Below are 18,378 nucleotides of genomic sequence, written 5' to 3'. Positions count from 1 at the left end.
TTATGGGCTCTTCTATTATCTACATACTTCTTTTAATAGCAATTATTCTCACTTATTACTTTGTAAAGCGATTTCGCCCTCAATCAGGTATTTTTACTTATCTTATCACTTTTGCAATAATATCCTCCATTACTTTGGCTGGAATATTGCTCCCTATAACTGTTTTTGAATATGTTAAAGACCTATACCAAAGTGAAACTTACAACGCTAAAATAGTAGATTTCACCTACGAAACGAGAGAGAGGAATGACGACGATGGTAACCATTACGAAATAACCGTAAAACTCCCTATTGTTCAGTTGGTCACAACTCAAGGAGATACGATTACAAAGGAAGTTGTGCATTACAATAGTTTATATTCCTACAAGGGGAAAGCAATGTATTGCAAAGTAAACTACAATTCCTCTACAGGAAATGTCTTTATAGCAGATAAAAGAGGATTCTATAAAATGCTATCAGTAATGGTTTTCTTTGCCTTATTTTTTGATTTTCTCCTCGTAGGAATTGTGCTTTACGCCTTGGGTAAAGATATGACGCGTTACAAGCAAATGCTGGGGATTGTAGTTTTTCGTATCACTATTCCAATGGCAATACTTGGCTTTGCGGCAATCCTTTTGCTTGCTGCCTATGAACAAAGAGATATGTCCTTACTTGCCAAAATAGCTTGTATTGGTTTTGGAGTACTCCTTTTATTAACTTCTATAGGTTTAATAATACTGTCCACCTCTAAAAACAAAAAGAGAAATAGAAAGAGAAACAGCAACACCCCTCAAAACAACCAACGCTCTCATCCATCTTTTTTAGAATTCAGAAATTAAAATATAAAAAACTTTATACAAAGCTGATTTACAACTATATTTACAAATTGTCCCTCTTCTGGAAAGCTAACGAGTGCTCACTATTAGATATTTGGAGGACAAATTGTTAATTGTTAATTGTCAATTGTTAATTGATTATGAGTTATCTACAAGAAGTTATTACCGATGTTTTAGAAAACTATCCTGATAAGATAGACCGCCTTGTGTTCGTTACTACGGGAAAACGCCCTGCGCTCTTCCTCAAAAAACACTTTGCCGAGCAGGTAAAGCACGCTACTATTGCCCCTGAGTTCATCGGTATAGCCGACCTATTTACGCGTATTTCAGGGGTACAGCCTATCAGCAATTTGCCTTTGCTTTTTGAGTTTTACGACTGTTATGTAAAAACTTGCAAAACAACTCCCGATAGTTTTGAAGAGTTCCTAAGTTGGGGACAAACAGCTCTCAAAGATTTTAGCGAAATCGACCAGTATTTAGTAAACCCCGATAAGATTTTTCCTTATATCCACGCCCTCAAAGAAGCTGAACACTGGTCGGGTATGGACGAGCTTAGCGAGATGCAGAAAAAGCACTTAGCTTTCTGGAATAGCCTCGGCGATTACTATTTCGCTCTCAACAGCAAACTCACCGAAATGGGTAAAGGTTATGGCGGTTTCATCGCTAAAAAAGCTGTTGAAAAACTCCCCGAATACCTGCAAACACACAGCAATAGCATTCATATATTCGTCGGTTTCAACGCCCTTTCCAAAGCCGAACAGCACGTGATTCAATCTATATTAATGGATATAGGCGGTGAAATTTATTGGGATGGCGATACTTATTTTTTGAACAACCCTACTCACGATGCAGGGTTCTTCTTGCGCAAATATACTAACAGTTGGCGCTATTACCAAACTCATAAACCTAAGTTCATACAAAGCAATTACGAAAAAGAAAAAGAACTCTATCTCACGGGAGTACCCAAAAGCATCAATCAGGCGCATAGTGTAGCCGAACTGCTCAAAAATACGCCTACCAAAGCATTGGAAAAAACCGCCCTCATCATCGCCGATGAAAATCTGCTCATCCCCGTACTGCAAGCTGTACAACCCAAAACAAGTGTGAACATCACTATGGGTTACCCTTTGCAGCAAACTCCTCTCAACGACCTTTTTGTCGCCTATTTCCGCTTGCATCTCTCCAAGAGTTTTTACCATAAAGATATACTGAACTTGCTCTCTCAACCTTTCTTGCACACCTTGCTGAAAGAAGAAGTGGTACGCCATATTTCGCAGTATATCAAAACGCACAACCTCACCTATATCACTCGTAAAAAGCTATTCGAGTCGGTAGATGAAACCGAACACGAAATGCTTACTTTACTATTCCCCGATGCCAAAGGCGAAGCACTCATCACTACCCTTATCGACAATGCTATTACGCTTATCTATCGCCTAAAAGCACAAATCGACCCTGAGAGCAATACTCACCTACTCACTCAAGAGTATGCTTATCGCTTCTTTCAGTTATTCAATCAGTTGAAGCAGTTGCAAGAGCAATACGGCTATATCGATTCGGTGAAAACGCTTTATCATTTCTATTTAAATGTCTTACAGAAGAGTTCACTCAATTTCCGCGGTGAGCCTTTGGAAGGCTTGCAAGTAATGGGGGTGCTGGAAAGCCGTAGTTTGGATTTTGACCGCGTGATTATCACCTCAGTAAACGAAGGGGTACTTCCGTTAGGCAAAAGTGGTGATTCGCTTATTCCTTATGATGTGAAACACGTGTTAGAACTGCCTACTTTTAAGGAACGAGATGCCGTGTATAGCTATAACTTCTACCGTATTTTGCAGCGTGCCAAGCAAGTACACTTGTTTTATGACACTGAGATGGACAGCCTGAAAAGCAAAGAAAAAAGTAGGTTTATCCTCCAATTGTTAGCTGAGAAAATCCCCACCCACAAAGTCATACACCAAATCAAAGCTCCTGAAGTATATCCTGCCATATTGCGACCGCTTACCATCGAAAAAACAACCGCTGTAATCGATGCGCTAAAAGTCCTTGCCGAGAAAGGCATTTCACCTTCAGCACTAACTACTTACATCCGCAATCCACTCACTTTCTACGAGCAACAAGTACTGCATATATACGAAGAAAAAGAGGTAGAAGAAACTGTTGAAGCTCGTACTTTTGGAAATATCGTTCACGGTACTTTGGAAGATTTGTACACACCTTTCTTAAACGAAATACTCACTGAAGAGCACATCAAAAAAATGCAACTTTTGGTACTCCCTACTATCGAAAAACGCTTTGAAGAAGAGTACCGAAGTACTGATTTCAGAACGGGCAAAAACTGGCTTATCTTCAATGTGATAGAAAAGTACATACGCAGTTTTTTAGCCTTAGAACTCAACGAAATAAAGAGTGGTACCGAAATTATTCCTCTCTATTTGGAACAGAAAATAAAAATACCTTTCCAAGCTCCTCACCTCCCCTTCCCTATCTATTTCAAGGGAATTATCGACCGTGTTGATAGACGCAATGGGGTGTTGCACATTATCGACTACAAAACGGGTATTGTAGAAGAAACCGATGTGCGCATTAAAGATTGGAATAGCCTCATTACCGATATTAAGTACGGCAAAGCTTTCCAGCTGCTCACTTATGCTTATATGATTACTAAACACTTAAATATCAATGAAAAAATGATAGTTGCTAACCTATCGTTCAAGCGTTTGCAAAAAGGTCTTTTGCCTTTCCACACCTATATCGACAAGGAGAAAGATTACGATATAACCGCTAAAACTCTCGCTTTGTACAGTGAATACACTGAAGAACTATTGCGCGAAATCTTTGATATCGACACCCCTTTCTATGAAAAATCCTAACAATTGACAAATTGACAAATTGGCTAATTGACAAATTATTCGTAATTTTGCGACTTGTAATTCAAAACTCAAAAAATGTCTAAACGTTATACCATTACAGCGGCTTTACCCTATACGAACGGGCCTATCCATATTGGTCACTTGGCGGGAGTATATGTGCCAGCCGATATTTTTGCACGCTATCAACGATTGAAAAACAACGATGTAGCCTTTATTTGCGGGAGCGATGAACACGGAGTAGCCATCTCTATCAAAGCTAAAAAAGAAGGTACTACCCCTCAGGCTATTATTGATAAATACCACGCGATTATCAAGCAATCATTTGCCGATTTTGGCATTTCATTCGATAATTATTCGCGCACTTCTGCCCCTATTCATCACCAAACAGCTTCTGATTTCTTCAAAAAACTATATGAACAAGGTGATTTTATCGAAGAAATATCCGAACAACTCTACGACGAAGAAGCGCACCAATTCCTTGCCGACCGCTTTGTGATTGGTACTTGCCCAAAATGTGGCAACCCTGAGGCTTATGGCGACCAATGTGAGCGTTGTGGTAGTTCACTCAACGCTACCGACCTCATCGACCCTAAATCGTCAATCACAGGTAGCAAACCTACGCTAAAAGCTACCAAACACTGGTTTTTGCCCCTCAATCGCTACCAAGAGTTTTTGGAAAAATGGATATTAGAAGGTCATAAATCCGATTGGAAACCCAATGTATATGGGCAAGTGAAAAGTTGGCTCGACGACGAACTCAAACCACGTGCTGTAACCCGCGACCTCGATTGGGGAATTCCTGTACCTGTAGAAGGTGCTGAAGGTAAAGTGCTCTATGTGTGGTTTGATGCGCCTATCGGTTATATCTCATCTACTAAAGAATGGGCTGAACGCGAAGGCAAAGATTGGCGTCCTTATTGGCAAGATAAAAACACTGAATTAGTACACTTTATTGGAAAAGATAACATCGTATTCCACTGCATTATCTTCCCTGCAATGCTCAAAGCCGAAGGCAGCTATATATTGCCTACTAACGTTCCTGCCAATGAGTTTCTCAACTTAGAAGGCAACAAACTCTCTACCTCCAAAAACTGGGCAGTGTGGTTACACGAGTACTTGCAAGATTTTCCTAATCAGCAAGATGTATTGCGCTATGCCCTTACCGCCAACGCTCCTGAAACCAAAGACAACGACTTTACGTGGAAAGACTTCCAAGCGCGCAACAACAACGAGCTTGTGGCTATCTTTGGAAATTTCATCAATCGCGTGGCTGTGCTAACGCAGAAATATTACGAAGGAGTTATACCTGCTGCAGGAGAATTCAACGATATAGACACCGAAACGCTTCGCCAAATCACAGAACTTACCGAGAAAATAGAACAATCGTTAGAGCGCTACCGTTTCCGTGAAGCTCAACAAGAACTGATGAATATGGCGCGCTTAGGCAATAAATATTTAGCCGATGAAGAACCTTGGAAACTCATCAAAACTGACCCTGAACGCGTAAAAACAGTAATGTACGTCGCTTTGCAAATTGCCACTGCTTTGGCAGTTGCCAGCGAACCTTTCTTGCCTTTCACATCCGAGAAACTGAAACGTATGTTGCAATTGGGGGCTATCACTTGGGAGAACCTAAAAACAAATGCCACCGAATTGCTAAAAGCAGGACATCGCATTGGTACTGCGGAACTTCTTTTTGAAAAAATTGAAGATACTGCTATCGAAAAGCAATTACAGCGTTTAGAAAATACCAAATTAGCTAACAAACAAGAAGCCCAAGCCAATACCGAAGTAACTGTAGCTCCCCAAAAAGAACTCATCAGTTACGACGATTTTGCAAAAATGGACATTCGTATTGGTACTATTTTGGAAGCTGAAAAGATGCCTAAAGCCGATAAACTCCTTATCTTAAAAGTAGATACAGGCATCGACCAGCGCACTATCGTCTCAGGAATTGCGCAAAGTTTTGCTCCTGAAGAGATTATTGGCAAAAAAGTAACCGTATTAGTAAACCTTGCCCCTCGCAAACTACGCGGTGTAGAAAGTCAAGGAATGATACTAATGGTAGAGAATAGTGAAGGCAAATACACCTTCATCAACCCTGATACCGAGGGCATTGCCAATGGTACTGAAGTGAAATAAGTTTTTTCATTAAATAAAAATCCCCCAAGAGCGAATACTCTTGGGGGATTTTTATTTTTAACTAATTTATTATTACGCTGTTCGTTCAAATTCTTTGAGTACATCTACTAATACTTGTACACTTTCTAAAGGCAAAGCATTGTAGATAGAAGCACGATAGCCTCCTACGCTGCGGTGCCCTTTTATCCCACTGATATTCGCTTCTTTACACAAAGTATCAAAGCGTTCTTTGGTGTTTTCGTCAGTGAGGTTGAACACTACATTCATTAGAGAGCGGTCTTCTTTGTTAGCATAGCCTACTACTAATGGATTGCGGTCGATTTCTCCATAAAGCAAATCGGCTTTAGCTTGGTTGCGTTTGCCTAAAGCTTGCAATCCACCTTGTGCTTGTATCCACTCGAGTACCAATAGGTTTACATATACTGCAAAAGTAGAAGGTGTATTGTACATACTATCGTTTTTGATATGCAACTGATAGTCCATCATTGAAGGTAGTTTACGGCTTACCTTCCCCAATATATCCTTCTTCACAATCACCAAAGTAGACCCTGAAGCGCCTAAATTCTTCTGTGAACCTGCATAAATTAAACTGAATTGCTTGTAGTCTAACGGACGTGAGAAAATATCGGAACTCATATCGGCTACCAAAGGAATATCAGTTTGTGGCAAGCTGTGAAATTCGGTGCCATAAATTGTATTATTGGTAGTGATGTGCAGATAGTTAGCATCTGTAGGGACAGTCACATTTTTTGGAATGTACTTATAACCATCGGCTTTAGAGGAAGCAATTACTTCGGCATTACCAAAGAGCGCAGCTTCTTTTTGAGCTTTGTTAGCCCAAGTTCCTGTATCTATATAAGCAGCTTTGGTTTCGAGCAGATTGTAAGGCACCATTAGGAATTGCATACTTGCTCCCCCTTGTAAGAAGAGTGTGGTGTACGAATCATCTAAACCAGCGATTTCCAATGCCAAGGCACGCGCGCGTTCTATCACACGTACAAACTCTGGACTGCGGTGAGATATTTCTACTACTGATAAGCCAGTTCCTTCAAAGTCTAACAAGGCCTGAGAGGCTTTTTGGAATACCTCGGGAGCTAAGATAGAGGGACCTGCACTAAAATTATGCTTTTTCATTTTGTTTGTGTTCTGCTTTGTATTTTACAATAAATTCTTCAACTTGGCGTTTGAGGATGCGCCACAATTTATCTTGTGCATACTCACTTGCCCAAGCTACGTGAGGAGTATAAATCACACGAGGGTGGTCGGTTATTTTTAGAAGAGGATCAGTAGCCAAAGGAGGTTCACTTTCAAACACATCGGTAGCAAAGCCCATAATACGGTTACTTTCGATAGCTTCGTATACTGCTTGAGGATCGACTATTGCCCCACGTGCCATATTGATGAGCAACGGTTTTTTGCGAAGTTTAGACACAAACTCTTCATTTACTAAATTTTTAGTTTCAGGGGTAAGCGGGCAGTTGAGGGAAATAATATCACTCTGTGCTAATACCTTATCAAAATCAGTATATTCTTTGCTGCGTGGTACTCTGCCTTGTCGTTCAGCCCATAGCACTTTCATACCAAAGGCTTCAGCTACTTTGCTAATAGCTTTACCGATATTACCTACGCCTATGATTCCTAAGGTTTTGCCGTGCAGTTCAAACACTGGAGGTTCAGTAAGACAAAAGCGACCATCTTTTTGCCAAGTGCCATCGCTTACATTTGCGTGATAGGTTTTGAGAGAGCGCATAGCTGAAAGCAACATCATAAAAAAGTGCTCGGTAACACTCTCGGTAGAGTAGCCAGCTACATTTTTCACTTCTATGCCCAATGCTTTGGCTGCTTCTTTATCGATATTATCCATACCAGTAGCGGTGAGGTGAATGAGCTTGAGGTTAGGCAGCTGCCTGAGGATACTCTCATCGAGTTTCACCTTGTTTACGATAGCTATATCTGCAGGTTTAAGGCGTTGAACAATTTCGTCGGGGGCAGTTTTTTGGAATGCGACCCATTGTACTACCCCTTTAGGAATATCCACATCTATACGCTCGGAGAGCGTATTGCGGTCTAAAAATACGGCTTTCATATAATTGACAATTAATGATTAACAACTTTATATTCGGATGCCAGCGGGTAATACATCTTTATATTCCTTATTGCGTTTAAAAAAAGCTATAGCTACAGGACATACAGGCACAACCCTATATTTTTTTTGAGCTACCAGCGCTAAGACCCCTTTGAAGAACTCATCGATAAGGGCTTCATCGGTTGCTTCGGGCAATAAGGTTTTGGTAAAGAATATTTTGCGCTCTTGTATAGCGTAGTCTACAAAGGCAAGTTCACCATTGATTTTGGCTTGGTACTGGCGTGAGAATTCACTGTCTATTACTTCCATTGTATTGCGTTTTTTAGTTTTTCAATTAGTAATATGTATTATTCAACAAAAAGTTGTAACTTTGCTTTTGTTAGGAAAGAGATAAGAGGTAAGGTTCTTACCAAATTATTTCGCTGCAAAGTTACTAATTTTTCGTAAAAAAACAATATCAAATGAATATAAAAGATAATCTTTCTATTTATTTAATGCCTGGGATGGCTGCCAGCCCTAAGATTTTTGAGCATTTACAATTCCCGAGCAACTATCGCGTGCATTTATTAGACTGGATTACGCCTGAAAAAAACGAGAGTTTGGCGCACTATGCAGGACGTATTGCTGAAGAAATTACTGAGCCGTCGCCAGTGCTATTGGGGGTATCGTTTGGAGGGATTATCGTACAAGAAATTGCTAAACAACGCAACAATTATAGGAAGTTAGTAGTTATATCGAGCGTAAAAACACAATACGAACTACCTAAGAAAATGCTTTTAGCGCGCTATACAAATTTGCATAAGTTATTACCTACACGCACTATTAGCAATTTAGAATTTTGGAAGCGATTTTCATTTTCTGAGGTGCTGAGCAAGCGCATAGCCTTATACGAAAAGTACATCGGGATGCGTTCGCCTGCTTACCTTGATTGGTCGATAGATCGCATTGTGAATTGGCAACAAAAAGAGCCTTTACCTCGCACGATTCACATTCACGGTGATAAAGACCCTGTTTTTCCTATTCAGTATATAAAAAATGCGGTTGTAGTAAAGAACGGCACTCATATTATGATTATCAATCGGTATAAATGGTTTAACGAGAATCTAATTCCACAATTAGCAATTGAGGATTGAAGATTATCTAATTTTCAGTGTTACTATACTGATAACTGCTAAAAAGATACCTACAATAAGGAAACGCATTACAATTTTGCTTTCGTGATAGCCTCTTTTTTGATAATGGTGATGCAAAGGCGACATCAAAAAGATGCGTTTGCCCTCGCCATATTTTTTCTTCGTATATTTAAAATAGGCTACTTGTAGTATCACCGATAAGTTTTCAATTAGGAAAATGCCGCAAAGTACAGGAATGAGCAATTCTTTGCGTACAGCGATAGCAATTACAGCGATGATGCCTCCTATGGTCAAACTACCCGTATCGCCCATAAACACTTGAGCAGGATAGGTGTTGTACCATAAGAAACCTACCAAAGCCCCTGCAAAAGCAGCAATGAACACCGTCATTTCTCCTACTCTTGGAATATACATAATATTGAGGTATTCTGAGAAGATGATATTACCTGAAATCCAAGCAAAAATCCCCAAAGTCAGGACTATAATTGCCGAGCTTCCCGCCGCCAGTCCGTCGATACCATCGGTAAGGTTTGCACCGTTAGAAACAGCAGTAACAATGAGGATGACGATAGGGATAAAGATGAGCCACACATAGTGGTGATAGTTATCACCCGTCCACGCAATAAGGTCGGCATAGTCGAACTCGTTATTTTTTACAAATGGAATGGTAGTTTTAGTAGATTTTACTTCAGGGACTACTACATTATCGGTATTATTTTGGGCAACTACTTCAGTACGTGCACGACCAATACCCGTTTTTTCATTTTTAATAGTTACATTGCTATTGAAATAAAGGGTTGCCCCTACGATAATTCCCAAGCCTACTTGTCCTAATACTTTGAAACGCCCTTTAAGACCCTCTTTATTTTTGCGGAAAGTTTTGATATAGTCGTCGATAAAGCCAATAGTTCCCATTCATACAGTTGTGATGATGAGGAGCAAGGTATAGACATTATCTAACTTTGCGAGGAGCAATACGGGAATGAGAGTTGCAAGGATGATGATAATTCCCCCCATTGTAGGTGTTCCTGCTTTTTCATTCTGACCGCTAAGACCTAAATCGCGTACCGTTTCGCCTATCTGTTTGCGTTGTAAGAAACTGATAATGCGTTTCCCATAAATAGTGGAAATGAGCAGAGAGATCATCAAAGCTAAACCTGCACGAAACGACAAGTATTTATATAATCCCGACCCTGGAAAGTCGTAATATTTTTCAAGATTTTCTAGTAAATGGTATAACATTTTTCAATTAACAATTAACAATTAAAATGGGGTTATTTTTTAACGTAAAATAGTACACTCCTTATTTTACTTTTTCGTCAAAAACGAAAATAACGCATCTTCTTATTTTACTTTTTGCCCAAAAACGAAAATAACAATTATTTTGTTATAATCACAATTTCACTGTCACGTTTCTTTTTCTTCTTGCCTTCTGGAGCATTTACATCTATTTTTATAGTGTGTGCATCTATTTTTTGAATAAAAGGATGTTTGCCTTTTATTTTCTTTATTTTATTTTCAAAAACAAGGGTATTATTGAGCTCTATGCTGAACATTTTTTTCATTTGAGCAAGACACTCTGCTTGTTCATCATCGTTTTTGGAGTCGAAAACATTCATATCAATATGCAATTCTTTACCTTCCCATTTAAAAGATGGCAATAGTAAGGGGGTATTTTTCTGCTTTGCTTTGTCTAAAAGGGTAGTTATAGAAGCAAACTGTTCGGGAGGAAAATGACTAAAACGAAGTTGGAAACCCACCTCTTTATCGTCTTTAAACAGTCCTTTAATCATAGAACGTTTAAGCAAAGTAGCCTCTTCTTCTGAGATAGAATCCTTACTGCCTATAGTTTTTCGAAAATCATATACCGATTGCCATTCTTTAGGAAACTTAGGCATATTGACATTCTTCAGACTATTTTCACCTTGTTTTGCTTTAGCTTCCATAGCGAGCATTTCGCTCATATCTAAAGTCATATCAGTGGAAATAGTTCCATCGTTATGAAAGGTAAATACATTGGTTACACTGCAAGACTGCAAGGTGATGAACGCTATAGCTAATAGAATAAATTTCTTCATTTGTTATATAAGTTTAAGAAAGCAACAAATCAAGGCGCAAATGTACAAAATAATTATGAATGACGAAAAATTTTAGGAATTAGGATTTAGAAATTAGGAAATAATTGGCAAAATATCTGTATCTTTGCCCCCTATTCAAACCATTATGTTTCAATCTATAAAAAAAGAAGCCTTATTGCTGTTGCGCGATGTGGGGGCACTTATCATTCTCTTTGCGATGCCTTTGCTATTGGTGGTAACCATTACGCTTTTGCAGGACGGAGCTTTTAAGAATATCAGTGAGCAGAAAACAGTCGTTCTGTTAGTGGACAACGATGGCGGTGAAATTGCCAAAAATATCAGTAAGAGTTTAGAAAGAAGTGCTTTCGAAATGGTGAAAACGTTGGACGGCAAACCTATTGACGAAGCTATGGCGCGTGAGCAGGTGCTGAAAGGTAACTATCTGCTCGCTATTGTAATTCCTGCTGAACTCTCCTCCACCTTGCAAACTAAAGTGCAACAGAATGTGGAGACGATTATCAGCACTTTTGCAGGTGAGACTGTAACACCTACTGAAACGGCTTATACTACCAAAGAAATACGCCTTTATTTTGACCCTACTTTGCAGACTTCGTTTAAAGAAAGTGTGAAGAGTGGCATTGACAAATTGCTATACCAAATAGAAAATCAGTATATTTATAAAGCCTTTGAGAGTCAGTTAGAGGATGGGGTAAGTTTACCAAAAACTGAAGCTTTAGTAAGTTTTAGAGAAATCAATCCTAATACAGCTACTGTAACTATCCCCAACGCTACCCAGCACAATGTACCCGCGTGGGCTCTCTTTGCTATCTTCTTCATTACCATACCGCTATCGGCGAGTATTGTAAAAGAAAAAACACAAGGCACAGGACTCCGACTCTTCACGAGTCCCCTACCCTACTGGGCATTACTCACTGCTAAAATCATTGTTTTTTTGATGATTAGCTTACTACAATTCGCTTTGATGGTAGTAATGGGCGTGTTTGTATTTCCTTACTTAGGCTTACCGATGTTAGACGTGGGAGGTAAACTTTTATCCTTGCTGTTAGTCGCCATAGTGTCAGGGCTTTCGGCAATAGGCTTGGGGGTGCTCTTAGGGACTTTAGCAAAAACCCAAGAACAATCAGCGCCCTTGGGAGCTACCCTCACGGTGCTTTTTGCAGCCATTGGAGGCGTGTGGATACCTACCTTTGCAATGCCCCACATTATGCAATTGCTTTCTAATATTTCGCCTATGAACTGGGGATTACAAGCCTTCTACGAGGTATTGCTAAGAGGCGGTTCTGCGAGTAGTTTGTTGCCTAAAATAGGCGCTTTACTGCTCTTTTTCATCACTTGTATTCTTATCTCTATTTATTATGACAAAGCCAAAAGAAACGTATAAACCTGCGAATTTATCTGAGAGTCTTATTATTACGGTACGCTTTAGCGAAACCGACCCACTTGGTATTGTATGGCACGGCAACTACATCAAATACTTTGAAGACGGACGAGAAGCCTTTGGGAGAAAGTACGGTATTTCTTACCTTGATGTAGAGCGCGAAGGCTATGCAACTCCTATTGTGAAGAGTGTATGTGAACACAAGAAAATGGTGCGCTATGGCGAACGCTTGCGCATAGAAACTCACTATATTCCCTCCAATGTAGCGAAACTCATCTTTCAGTATTTTATCTACAATGAAGCCAATGAATTGGTTTGTACGGGAGAAACTGTACAGGTATTTACTTCTCTAAAAGATAATAGCTTATCGCTGTATAAACCTAAGTTTTTTGAAGAATGGGAGAAACAAATAACAAGTAACAGGTAACAATATACTACTGCTAATAGTTTTTTTGTTTTCATATACAATTTAATTTAACGGTTTGCGTTTATCTACAAATTTCATCGGTTTGCGACTGCCCAACGGGTAGAGCTGCTGCTCAATAAGGGCTATATCGCAGAACTCAATCTTAGGGACGACCCTGAGTTTAGCACGGAAGTGATGACTTATTTGCTCGCGAAGGGCTTCGGTAGGAGTTTTTGTTCCTATTTTGATAAGAATTTCATCGGTGAGGATATCATTGGTATTGATTTCTATAATGTAATTCTCTATAGCCTCAAAGCCTGTAAGTAAATCCATTAGGGCTGGCGGGTAAAGAGTAGTTCCTTTGTATTTAATCATCTGCTGTTTGCGACCCAGTACAGGACTCACTCGTACCGTATGTCGCCCACACTTACAAGGGGTACTGTGCATCGCTACTATATCGCCTGTGCGAAAACGCAACAATGGCATACCTTCCACTCCCAAGGTAGTAATCGTTAGCTCTCCACTCTCGCCATCGGGTACGGGGTGTCCTTCGTCGTCTAATACCTCAGTAATGATGAGCTCAGGGTGGTGATGCCCTCCGTGTTGGTACTCACACTCGGTGAAAGTAGTGCTCATCTCGGTAGAAGCATAAGTGGAGTAAAGTTGCAATCCTTGCCATTTTTCGGTAATTTTTTTCGCTAAGAGTGTAGGGCTAAAATCCTGATTGCGCAATGCCTCACCTATACACACCACTCCTTTTACGGAAGAAGCGCGATAGTCGATACCATTCTTCTCGGCATATTCTATCATTTTTAGCACAAAAGAAGGTACTGCAATAAGGTATTTAGGTTCGTACAATCGGATAGAATCCCATTGCAATTCGGGTATTCCTGCCCCTACCCTAATGATGCTCGCTCCCATTTTGCGTATACCTAAGAAATAAGCCAATCCTGCCATAAAACGGCGGTCGATAGTGGTCATCAGTTGGATTACATCGCCTTTTTGAATGCCTGCACAAGCCAATGAAATAGCTTCGTTGTACGCCAAACGGTCTAAATCCTTATCAGTGAGACCAAAAGTAACGGGCGTTCCCATAGTGCCTGAGGTAGAAGCATAGTCTACAATAGCAGTTTTAGGCACGCAGAGAAAAGCGTCGTTCTCGCGTTGCAAATCGTCTTTATGAGTAGTGGGTATTTTTTGTAAATCGGCAAGGGTGCGGATATCCTCTATACGGATATGGTGTTTACGGAAGAGATTTTGATAAAAAACCGATTTTTCATTGAGATATTGCAATAGTTCTCTCAGTTTTTCTTCCTGAAAAGCGATAATCTCGGCTTCCGATTGGGTTTCTATGGTTGGAATAAGTGCACTCATTATTTTTGTTAATAAAACTTTGCCAAAGGTTCTAATGCCCGTGTGGCTCACACCTTTGGCAAAGTTGTATGTAAATTTCCTTATTTAAAAAGTCGTTTTAAGGAATTTAAGAATCCTTTTTCTACCACATCGATACCGATACCAAAATTACTATCAGCCATAGTGTGATAATCTTCACGGATAGGTTCTAACTTATGCAATGGCAATTCGATATTTGTGAGCGGATTGTACTCTACAATTACCTTACCAGAGTTTTTAGTGATGAATTTTTGGGTTTTATGAGTAAAATACTCATTTTTGATATCACACTCTTGTACGGTGTATTTTTCCTTAGTATCGATATTTTCATCGGTTTTGAGTTCAATTTCATAACGCTCGCTATCGAAGTTGTGCCAGAAACTCGCATCGCTGTGCTGGTGTTCACGAATGCTGTTTTTCAACACACTACCATCGTAGTACATCAAGAAACGACGACCTTCACTATCAACGAAGTAAGGTTGCTCAATAGTTGCTTCGTACTTCACGACAAATTCGTTTTCCACCTTGTCATCCTTTACTATTTGCAAGGTAGCATCTTTGAAAATCTCGCGGAAATCTTTGCCTTTGCGGTCATTTACATAGTTGAGTGCGTAGAACAAAGAGTTGTTCCAGCTGTCCAAACGTTCGTTTTTATTGCTCGACTTGAAGTAACTACGCATAGAATTAGCGCGATTATAACGATAAGTAGTAAGCAGTTGAATTTTACCTATATTGCCTTTGGCTTCTAAGGTAATGCGTTCATCTATACAAAAATCATCGAAATAAGTAGGTTTACGTACTTGTAGCTCTTGGTTAGGCAAGATTTCCATAAAGTGACAGAAAGAAATCACAGCGCGTTTCTCCAATCTACCAAACTCATTACGAGCAGTAGCGTCCACAAAGTACTCTTTCCCTTTATAGTTGATTTTCACTATCACGTGGTTGAACGAGAGCAATGAAGGGAGGTAGAACTGCATATAATAATCGGAATTGTAGTTCACCAATACCACTGAAGCCTCTACACCAAGGTAGTTGAGTATAGATTTTAACAATACGCATTTCGCTTTACAGTCTCCTTGTTTATTTTGGTAAGTAAGTGCAGGCGCTTGTGGTTTGTGTCCGTTCATCTCATCGGCGTTGTACACGTAGTAGATGTTATTTTGTACGAACTCTATAGCGTATTGCAATTTCTCGTCGAGGGTAGCCATACCGTTGAGTTTCTCTACCAAATCGGGAGCGAAATCAGCGGGTTGTGCTTTGAATACCTCTTCGTAAAGCGGATAGATATAGTTAGACAAGTCTTTCCAAGTACTATCGGTAGCGAAATCTATAAAAGGGAAGATTTCACGGTTAGGGTCTACTGGGTTGATGTAGTTTTCTTGTACTATCTCAAATGCTTCACCCTGTGCTAAGTATTTCACCTGACTTGGGATTACGTTACCCTGCTCGTCGCGGAAGAATACATCTTTATAAGCCACGCGTTTGTTGCGATTGTTGATGAGCTTGAAGTGGTATTTGCCGTACGCCCAATAAGTATCGGGAGTTACATATACATACTTCATAAAGTCACGGCGCAAAAACTCTTTTTCAGTAAACACTTTTTCTTTAGTGTCTTCCAAAATGAGGATATCGTCGAGGTGAAGGTCTTTGATAGAGAAGTTCAGCTTTTTAGAACTGCTGATAATACCACGACCACTTTGCCCTTCGTTGTCCAATACTTTTATAGTGGTATCGGCTGTTTTGTCAATAAGCTGACCGTTGCGATACACACTGATGCGATGGATGCTAAAGTACTCATTTTCTTCGAGTATCATATCGTACATTGAAGCGCGTTCCAAGTTTTCGGGTTGGGTAAGGGTATAAGCCATCAACGTATAGTCAGAAGTACTATTATCGTCTACTTTGCTGTATTTATGTAGGAAATAGCAGTAGTCGCGCCCCTCATCGGTTTGTTCGCGGGAGAAGTCGGTTTCTACTAAAAGTTGTACCATTTCGTTATCAGAAAGGGAATTTGTCCAATCGCCTGCTTCGGCGAAGCTGTATAGTTCTTTTTCTTCTGTTTGCACTTTTTTGTTTAGAGTTTAAAAATTTGTATTTTAATTATATAAGAGAGAGAAAGCCCCCGACTCACTTACTCGGCAATTGCCGACAATCCCGAAGGGGACAAGCTGCAAAAGTGAATATTTATAAAGATAAACTATTCCATTGCAGTATTTAAAGCTAATAGGGTGCAAAGGTAATACTTTTTTGATTATTTTGCTAATAGTTGTGCACTTTTTACTAAACGCACGAACTCTTTGCGGTAACCTTCGGGGTCGTTACCTGTAGCTCCTTCAGCTAATTTTACTACTTGTTCATAGGAAGCATTGGCCTTGTTATCGCTTTCGCGCAACAGCATTCCGAACTCGGCTACACTAGCTGCAAAGCGAAAATCAACAGAAGTATCAGAGAGTTTTTTGTTGTTGAAAGGCAGTGGTTCGGTTACTTCTACACTTTTAGCATCCTTTTCTTTAGGGTCTTTATAACGTATTTTGAGGAAAGCTACCTCGCCACTATTTGCTTGATCGTTAAGGGTTTTATGTTGGTAACGGAGATCTTGAGCTATTTTACCATCAGAAGGTACTAATTCATAGAGAGCAGTTACAGTATGTCCTGCTCCTATTTCACCAGCATCTTTTTTGTCGTTAGTAAAATCTTCTTTAGCAAGCATACGATTTTCATAGCCTATCAATCGGTAAGCTTTCACATACTTAGGATTGAATTCTACTTGTAGTTTTACATCTTTAGCCACTGTGAAAAGCGTACCACCAAACTCATTTACCAATACTTTTTTAGCTTCGGTGAGATCATCAATATAAGCGTAGTTACCATTGCCTTTATCGGCTATGGTTTCAGCCATATCATCGCGATAATTACCCATACCAAAACCTAAAACTGACATATAAATACCACTTTCGCGTTGTTCTTCGATGAATTTAGTCAGTTCTTCAGTGTTGTTAATCCCCACATTGAAATCGCCATCGGTAGCGAGAATCACGCGGTTATTTCCTTTTTTAATAAAAGATTTTTTGGCTTCTTCATAAGCGAGTTGTATTCCTTTTTCGCCTGAAGTTGAGCCCATTGCCACCAACTCATCTAATACTTTTACTATTTTTTCTCTGTTTTTTACAGCTGTAGAAGGCAAGGCTACTTTTGTACCACTGGCATAAGTAACTATAGCTACTTTATCGGTAGGTTTTAACTGACCTAACAAGAGTTTGAAAGACGATTTGAGCAGCGGCAACTTGTTAGGGTCGCTCATTGAGCCCGATACGTCAATCAAAAAGACGATATTAGAAGGAGGTGCTTGTGATAAATCCAATTTTTTAGCTTGTAAGCCAATGCGCAACAAGAGATTTTTGTCGTTCCAAGGAGCTGGTGCTAATTCGCTTGACGCACGCAAAGGCGATTTTGTTTCGGCAGTAGGTTGAGGATAATTATAATCAAAATAATTGATCATTTCCTCGATGCGCACGGCATCTTTTTGAGGGAATTGTCCATATCCTATCATTCGGCGTACATTGGTATACGAAGCTCTATCAACATCGGCTGAAAAGGTAGAAACTGGCTGATTTACCACTTCTACAAAACCATTTTCTTTAATTTCTTTATAGGTTTCTCCTTTTTGGTATTCGGGGAAGTAATAAGGAGTTTCTTCAGTAACATTCACTCTAGAATTTAAATTAATATCTTTTGCAGACATCGCTTGATCGCTACGAACCATTTTAGGTTTATCAGCTGGATGACTTGGGCTACGACCTATGAGCTCTCCACTACTCTCAGAGTATTTATTTCTATTGAAACAGCTGGCTAAAAGCAAGGTTGATAAAAGGCAAAGAGTGATATTTTTTTTCATATTTAGGTATTATTTAACTGAGTTGCCGTAAGTAATTAAATCTCCCACGAATTTTCACGAATTTGAGAGTGTATAAAAGTCTTTATTTTTTTATTATATCACAAATTTTCACCTGACAGTGAATTATTTTGAAGCTGTTTAAACTTTTTCCTATAATAAAGT

13 protein-coding genes and 1 pseudogene are annotated in these 18,378 nt (G+C 39.6%); 6 read left to right on the top strand and 8 right to left on the bottom strand.

Annotated features, from left to right (window positions below):
* Nucleotides 1-2: 2 nt before the first annotated feature.
* The 3 genes from HMPREF9073_RS05010 (at nt 3) to metG (ending at nt 5,827) form a co-directional block, all read left to right on the top strand.
* On the top strand, nt 3-818 hold the full coding sequence (locus tag HMPREF9073_RS05010; protein WP_009412917.1) for a hypothetical protein: 816 nt from the start codon (nt 3-5) through the stop codon (nt 816-818).
* 137 nt (nt 819-955) lie between these two features.
* Complete coding sequence (locus HMPREF9073_RS05005) at nt 956-3,685, top strand: PD-(D/E)XK nuclease family protein (protein ID WP_009412916.1); 2,730 nt, start codon at nt 956-958, stop codon at nt 3,683-3,685.
* A 75-nt stretch (nt 3,686-3,760) separates the two neighbouring features.
* Nucleotides 3,761-5,827: a methionine--tRNA ligase gene (gene metG / locus HMPREF9073_RS05000; RefSeq protein WP_009412915.1), complete on the top strand. Its 2,067-nt coding sequence runs from the start codon at nt 3,761-3,763 to the stop codon at nt 5,825-5,827.
* Between the two features lie 72 nt (nt 5,828-5,899).
* Here the strand turns inward: metG and serC are convergent, their stop codons facing one another.
* The 3 genes from serC to HMPREF9073_RS04985 are packed head-to-tail and all read right to left on the bottom strand — an operon-like array spanning nt 5,900 to nt 8,222.
* Entirely contained in the window at nt 5,900-6,961 is a 1,062-nt protein-coding gene (gene serC / locus HMPREF9073_RS04995) for a 3-phosphoserine/phosphohydroxythreonine transaminase (protein WP_009412914.1), read from the bottom strand.
* Nucleotides 6,948-7,913: a D-2-hydroxyacid dehydrogenase gene (locus tag HMPREF9073_RS04990; RefSeq protein WP_009412913.1), complete on the bottom strand. Its 966-nt coding sequence runs from the start codon at nt 7,911-7,913 to the stop codon at nt 6,948-6,950. Before HMPREF9073_RS04990 ends, serC begins: the two co-directional genes overlap by 14 nt.
* A 27-nt stretch (nt 7,914-7,940) precedes the next feature.
* A complete protein-coding gene (locus HMPREF9073_RS04985; RefSeq protein WP_009412912.1) occupies nt 7,941-8,222 on the bottom strand; it encodes a GNAT family N-acetyltransferase in 282 nt (93 codons plus the stop codon).
* Nucleotides 8,223-8,374: 152 nt separating this feature from the next.
* On the opposite strand from HMPREF9073_RS04985, the gene HMPREF9073_RS04980 reads away from it, so the two are divergent.
* Nucleotides 8,375-9,046 (top strand): alpha/beta fold hydrolase, encoded by a 672-nt coding sequence (locus tag HMPREF9073_RS04980; protein WP_009412911.1) that lies wholly within the window; start codon nt 8,375-8,377, stop codon nt 9,044-9,046.
* Between the two features lie 3 nt (nt 9,047-9,049).
* Here the strand turns inward: HMPREF9073_RS04980 and mraY are convergent.
* Nucleotides 9,050-10,288 (bottom strand): annotated as a pseudogene (gene mraY / locus HMPREF9073_RS04975) (phospho-N-acetylmuramoyl-pentapeptide-transferase).
* Nucleotides 10,289-10,425: 137 nt separating this feature from the next.
* Nucleotides 10,426-11,124, bottom strand: coding sequence for a hypothetical protein (locus tag HMPREF9073_RS04970; RefSeq protein ID WP_009412908.1), 699 nt, complete (start codon nt 11,122-11,124; stop codon nt 10,426-10,428).
* A gap of 145 nt (nt 11,125-11,269) precedes the next feature.
* Between HMPREF9073_RS04970 and HMPREF9073_RS04965 the strand changes: the two genes are divergently transcribed.
* A complete protein-coding gene (locus HMPREF9073_RS04965; RefSeq protein WP_009412907.1) occupies nt 11,270-12,526 on the top strand; it encodes an ABC transporter permease in 1,257 nt (418 codons plus the stop codon).
* On the top strand, nt 12,501-12,950 hold the full coding sequence (locus tag HMPREF9073_RS04960) for a thioesterase family protein (RefSeq protein WP_009412906.1): 450 nt from the start codon (nt 12,501-12,503) through the stop codon (nt 12,948-12,950). Before HMPREF9073_RS04965 ends, HMPREF9073_RS04960 begins: the two co-directional genes overlap by 26 nt.
* Nucleotides 12,951-12,992: 42 nt before the next feature.
* Here HMPREF9073_RS04960 and HMPREF9073_RS04955 read toward each other — a convergent pair whose 3' ends face one another.
* From HMPREF9073_RS04955 to HMPREF9073_RS04945, 3 genes are all read right to left on the bottom strand, one after another.
* Nucleotides 12,993-14,303 carry a phenylacetate--CoA ligase family protein gene (locus HMPREF9073_RS04955; protein ID WP_009412905.1) on the bottom strand — a complete coding sequence of 437 codons (1,311 nt, stop codon included), beginning with the start codon at nt 14,301-14,303 and terminating at the stop codon, nt 12,993-12,995.
* Between the two features lie 80 nt (nt 14,304-14,383).
* Entirely contained in the window at nt 14,384-16,387 is a 2,004-nt protein-coding gene (locus HMPREF9073_RS04950) for a hypothetical protein (RefSeq protein WP_009412904.1), read from the bottom strand.
* Between the two features lie 185 nt (nt 16,388-16,572).
* A complete protein-coding gene (locus HMPREF9073_RS04945; RefSeq protein ID WP_009412902.1) occupies nt 16,573-18,216 on the bottom strand; it encodes a von Willebrand factor type A domain-containing protein in 1,644 nt (547 codons plus the stop codon).
* Nucleotides 18,217-18,378 lie beyond the last annotated feature (162 nt).

Source organism: Capnocytophaga sp. oral taxon 326 str. F0382, from assembly GCF_000318295.1.
Taxonomy (GTDB): Bacteria; Bacteroidota; Bacteroidia; order Flavobacteriales; family Flavobacteriaceae; genus Capnocytophaga; species Capnocytophaga periodontitidis.
This window is presented reverse-complemented; position numbering and strand designations above follow the sequence as displayed.

Coding starts and splice junctions, on each gene's coding strand:
- HMPREF9073_RS04980 (WP_009412911.1), top strand. CDS start 8,375: ATGAATATAAAAGATAATCTTTCTATTTATTTAATGCCTGGGATGGCT.
- serC (WP_009412914.1), bottom strand. CDS start 6,961: ATGAAAAAGCATAATTTTAGTGCAGGTCCCTCTATCTTAGCTCCCGAG.
- HMPREF9073_RS04990 (WP_009412913.1), bottom strand. CDS start 7,913: ATGAAAGCCGTATTTTTAGACCGCAATACGCTCTCCGAGCGTATAGAT.
- HMPREF9073_RS04985 (WP_009412912.1), bottom strand. CDS start 8,222: ATGGAAGTAATAGACAGTGAATTCTCACGCCAGTACCAAGCCAAAATC.
- HMPREF9073_RS04970 (WP_009412908.1), bottom strand. CDS start 11,124: ATGAAGAAATTTATTCTATTAGCTATAGCGTTCATCACCTTGCAGTCT.
- HMPREF9073_RS04965 (WP_009412907.1), top strand. CDS start 11,270: ATGTTTCAATCTATAAAAAAAGAAGCCTTATTGCTGTTGCGCGATGTG.
- HMPREF9073_RS05005 (WP_009412916.1), top strand. CDS start 956: ATGAGTTATCTACAAGAAGTTATTACCGATGTTTTAGAAAACTATCCT.
- metG (WP_009412915.1), top strand. CDS start 3,761: ATGTCTAAACGTTATACCATTACAGCGGCTTTACCCTATACGAACGGG.
- HMPREF9073_RS04955 (WP_009412905.1), bottom strand. CDS start 14,303: ATGAGTGCACTTATTCCAACCATAGAAACCCAATCGGAAGCCGAGATT.
- HMPREF9073_RS05010 (WP_009412917.1), top strand. CDS start 3: ATGGGCTCTTCTATTATCTACATACTTCTTTTAATAGCAATTATTCTC.
- HMPREF9073_RS04945 (WP_009412902.1), bottom strand. CDS start 18,216: ATGAAAAAAAATATCACTCTTTGCCTTTTATCAACCTTGCTTTTAGCC.
- HMPREF9073_RS04960 (WP_009412906.1), top strand. CDS start 12,501: ATGACAAAGCCAAAAGAAACGTATAAACCTGCGAATTTATCTGAGAGT.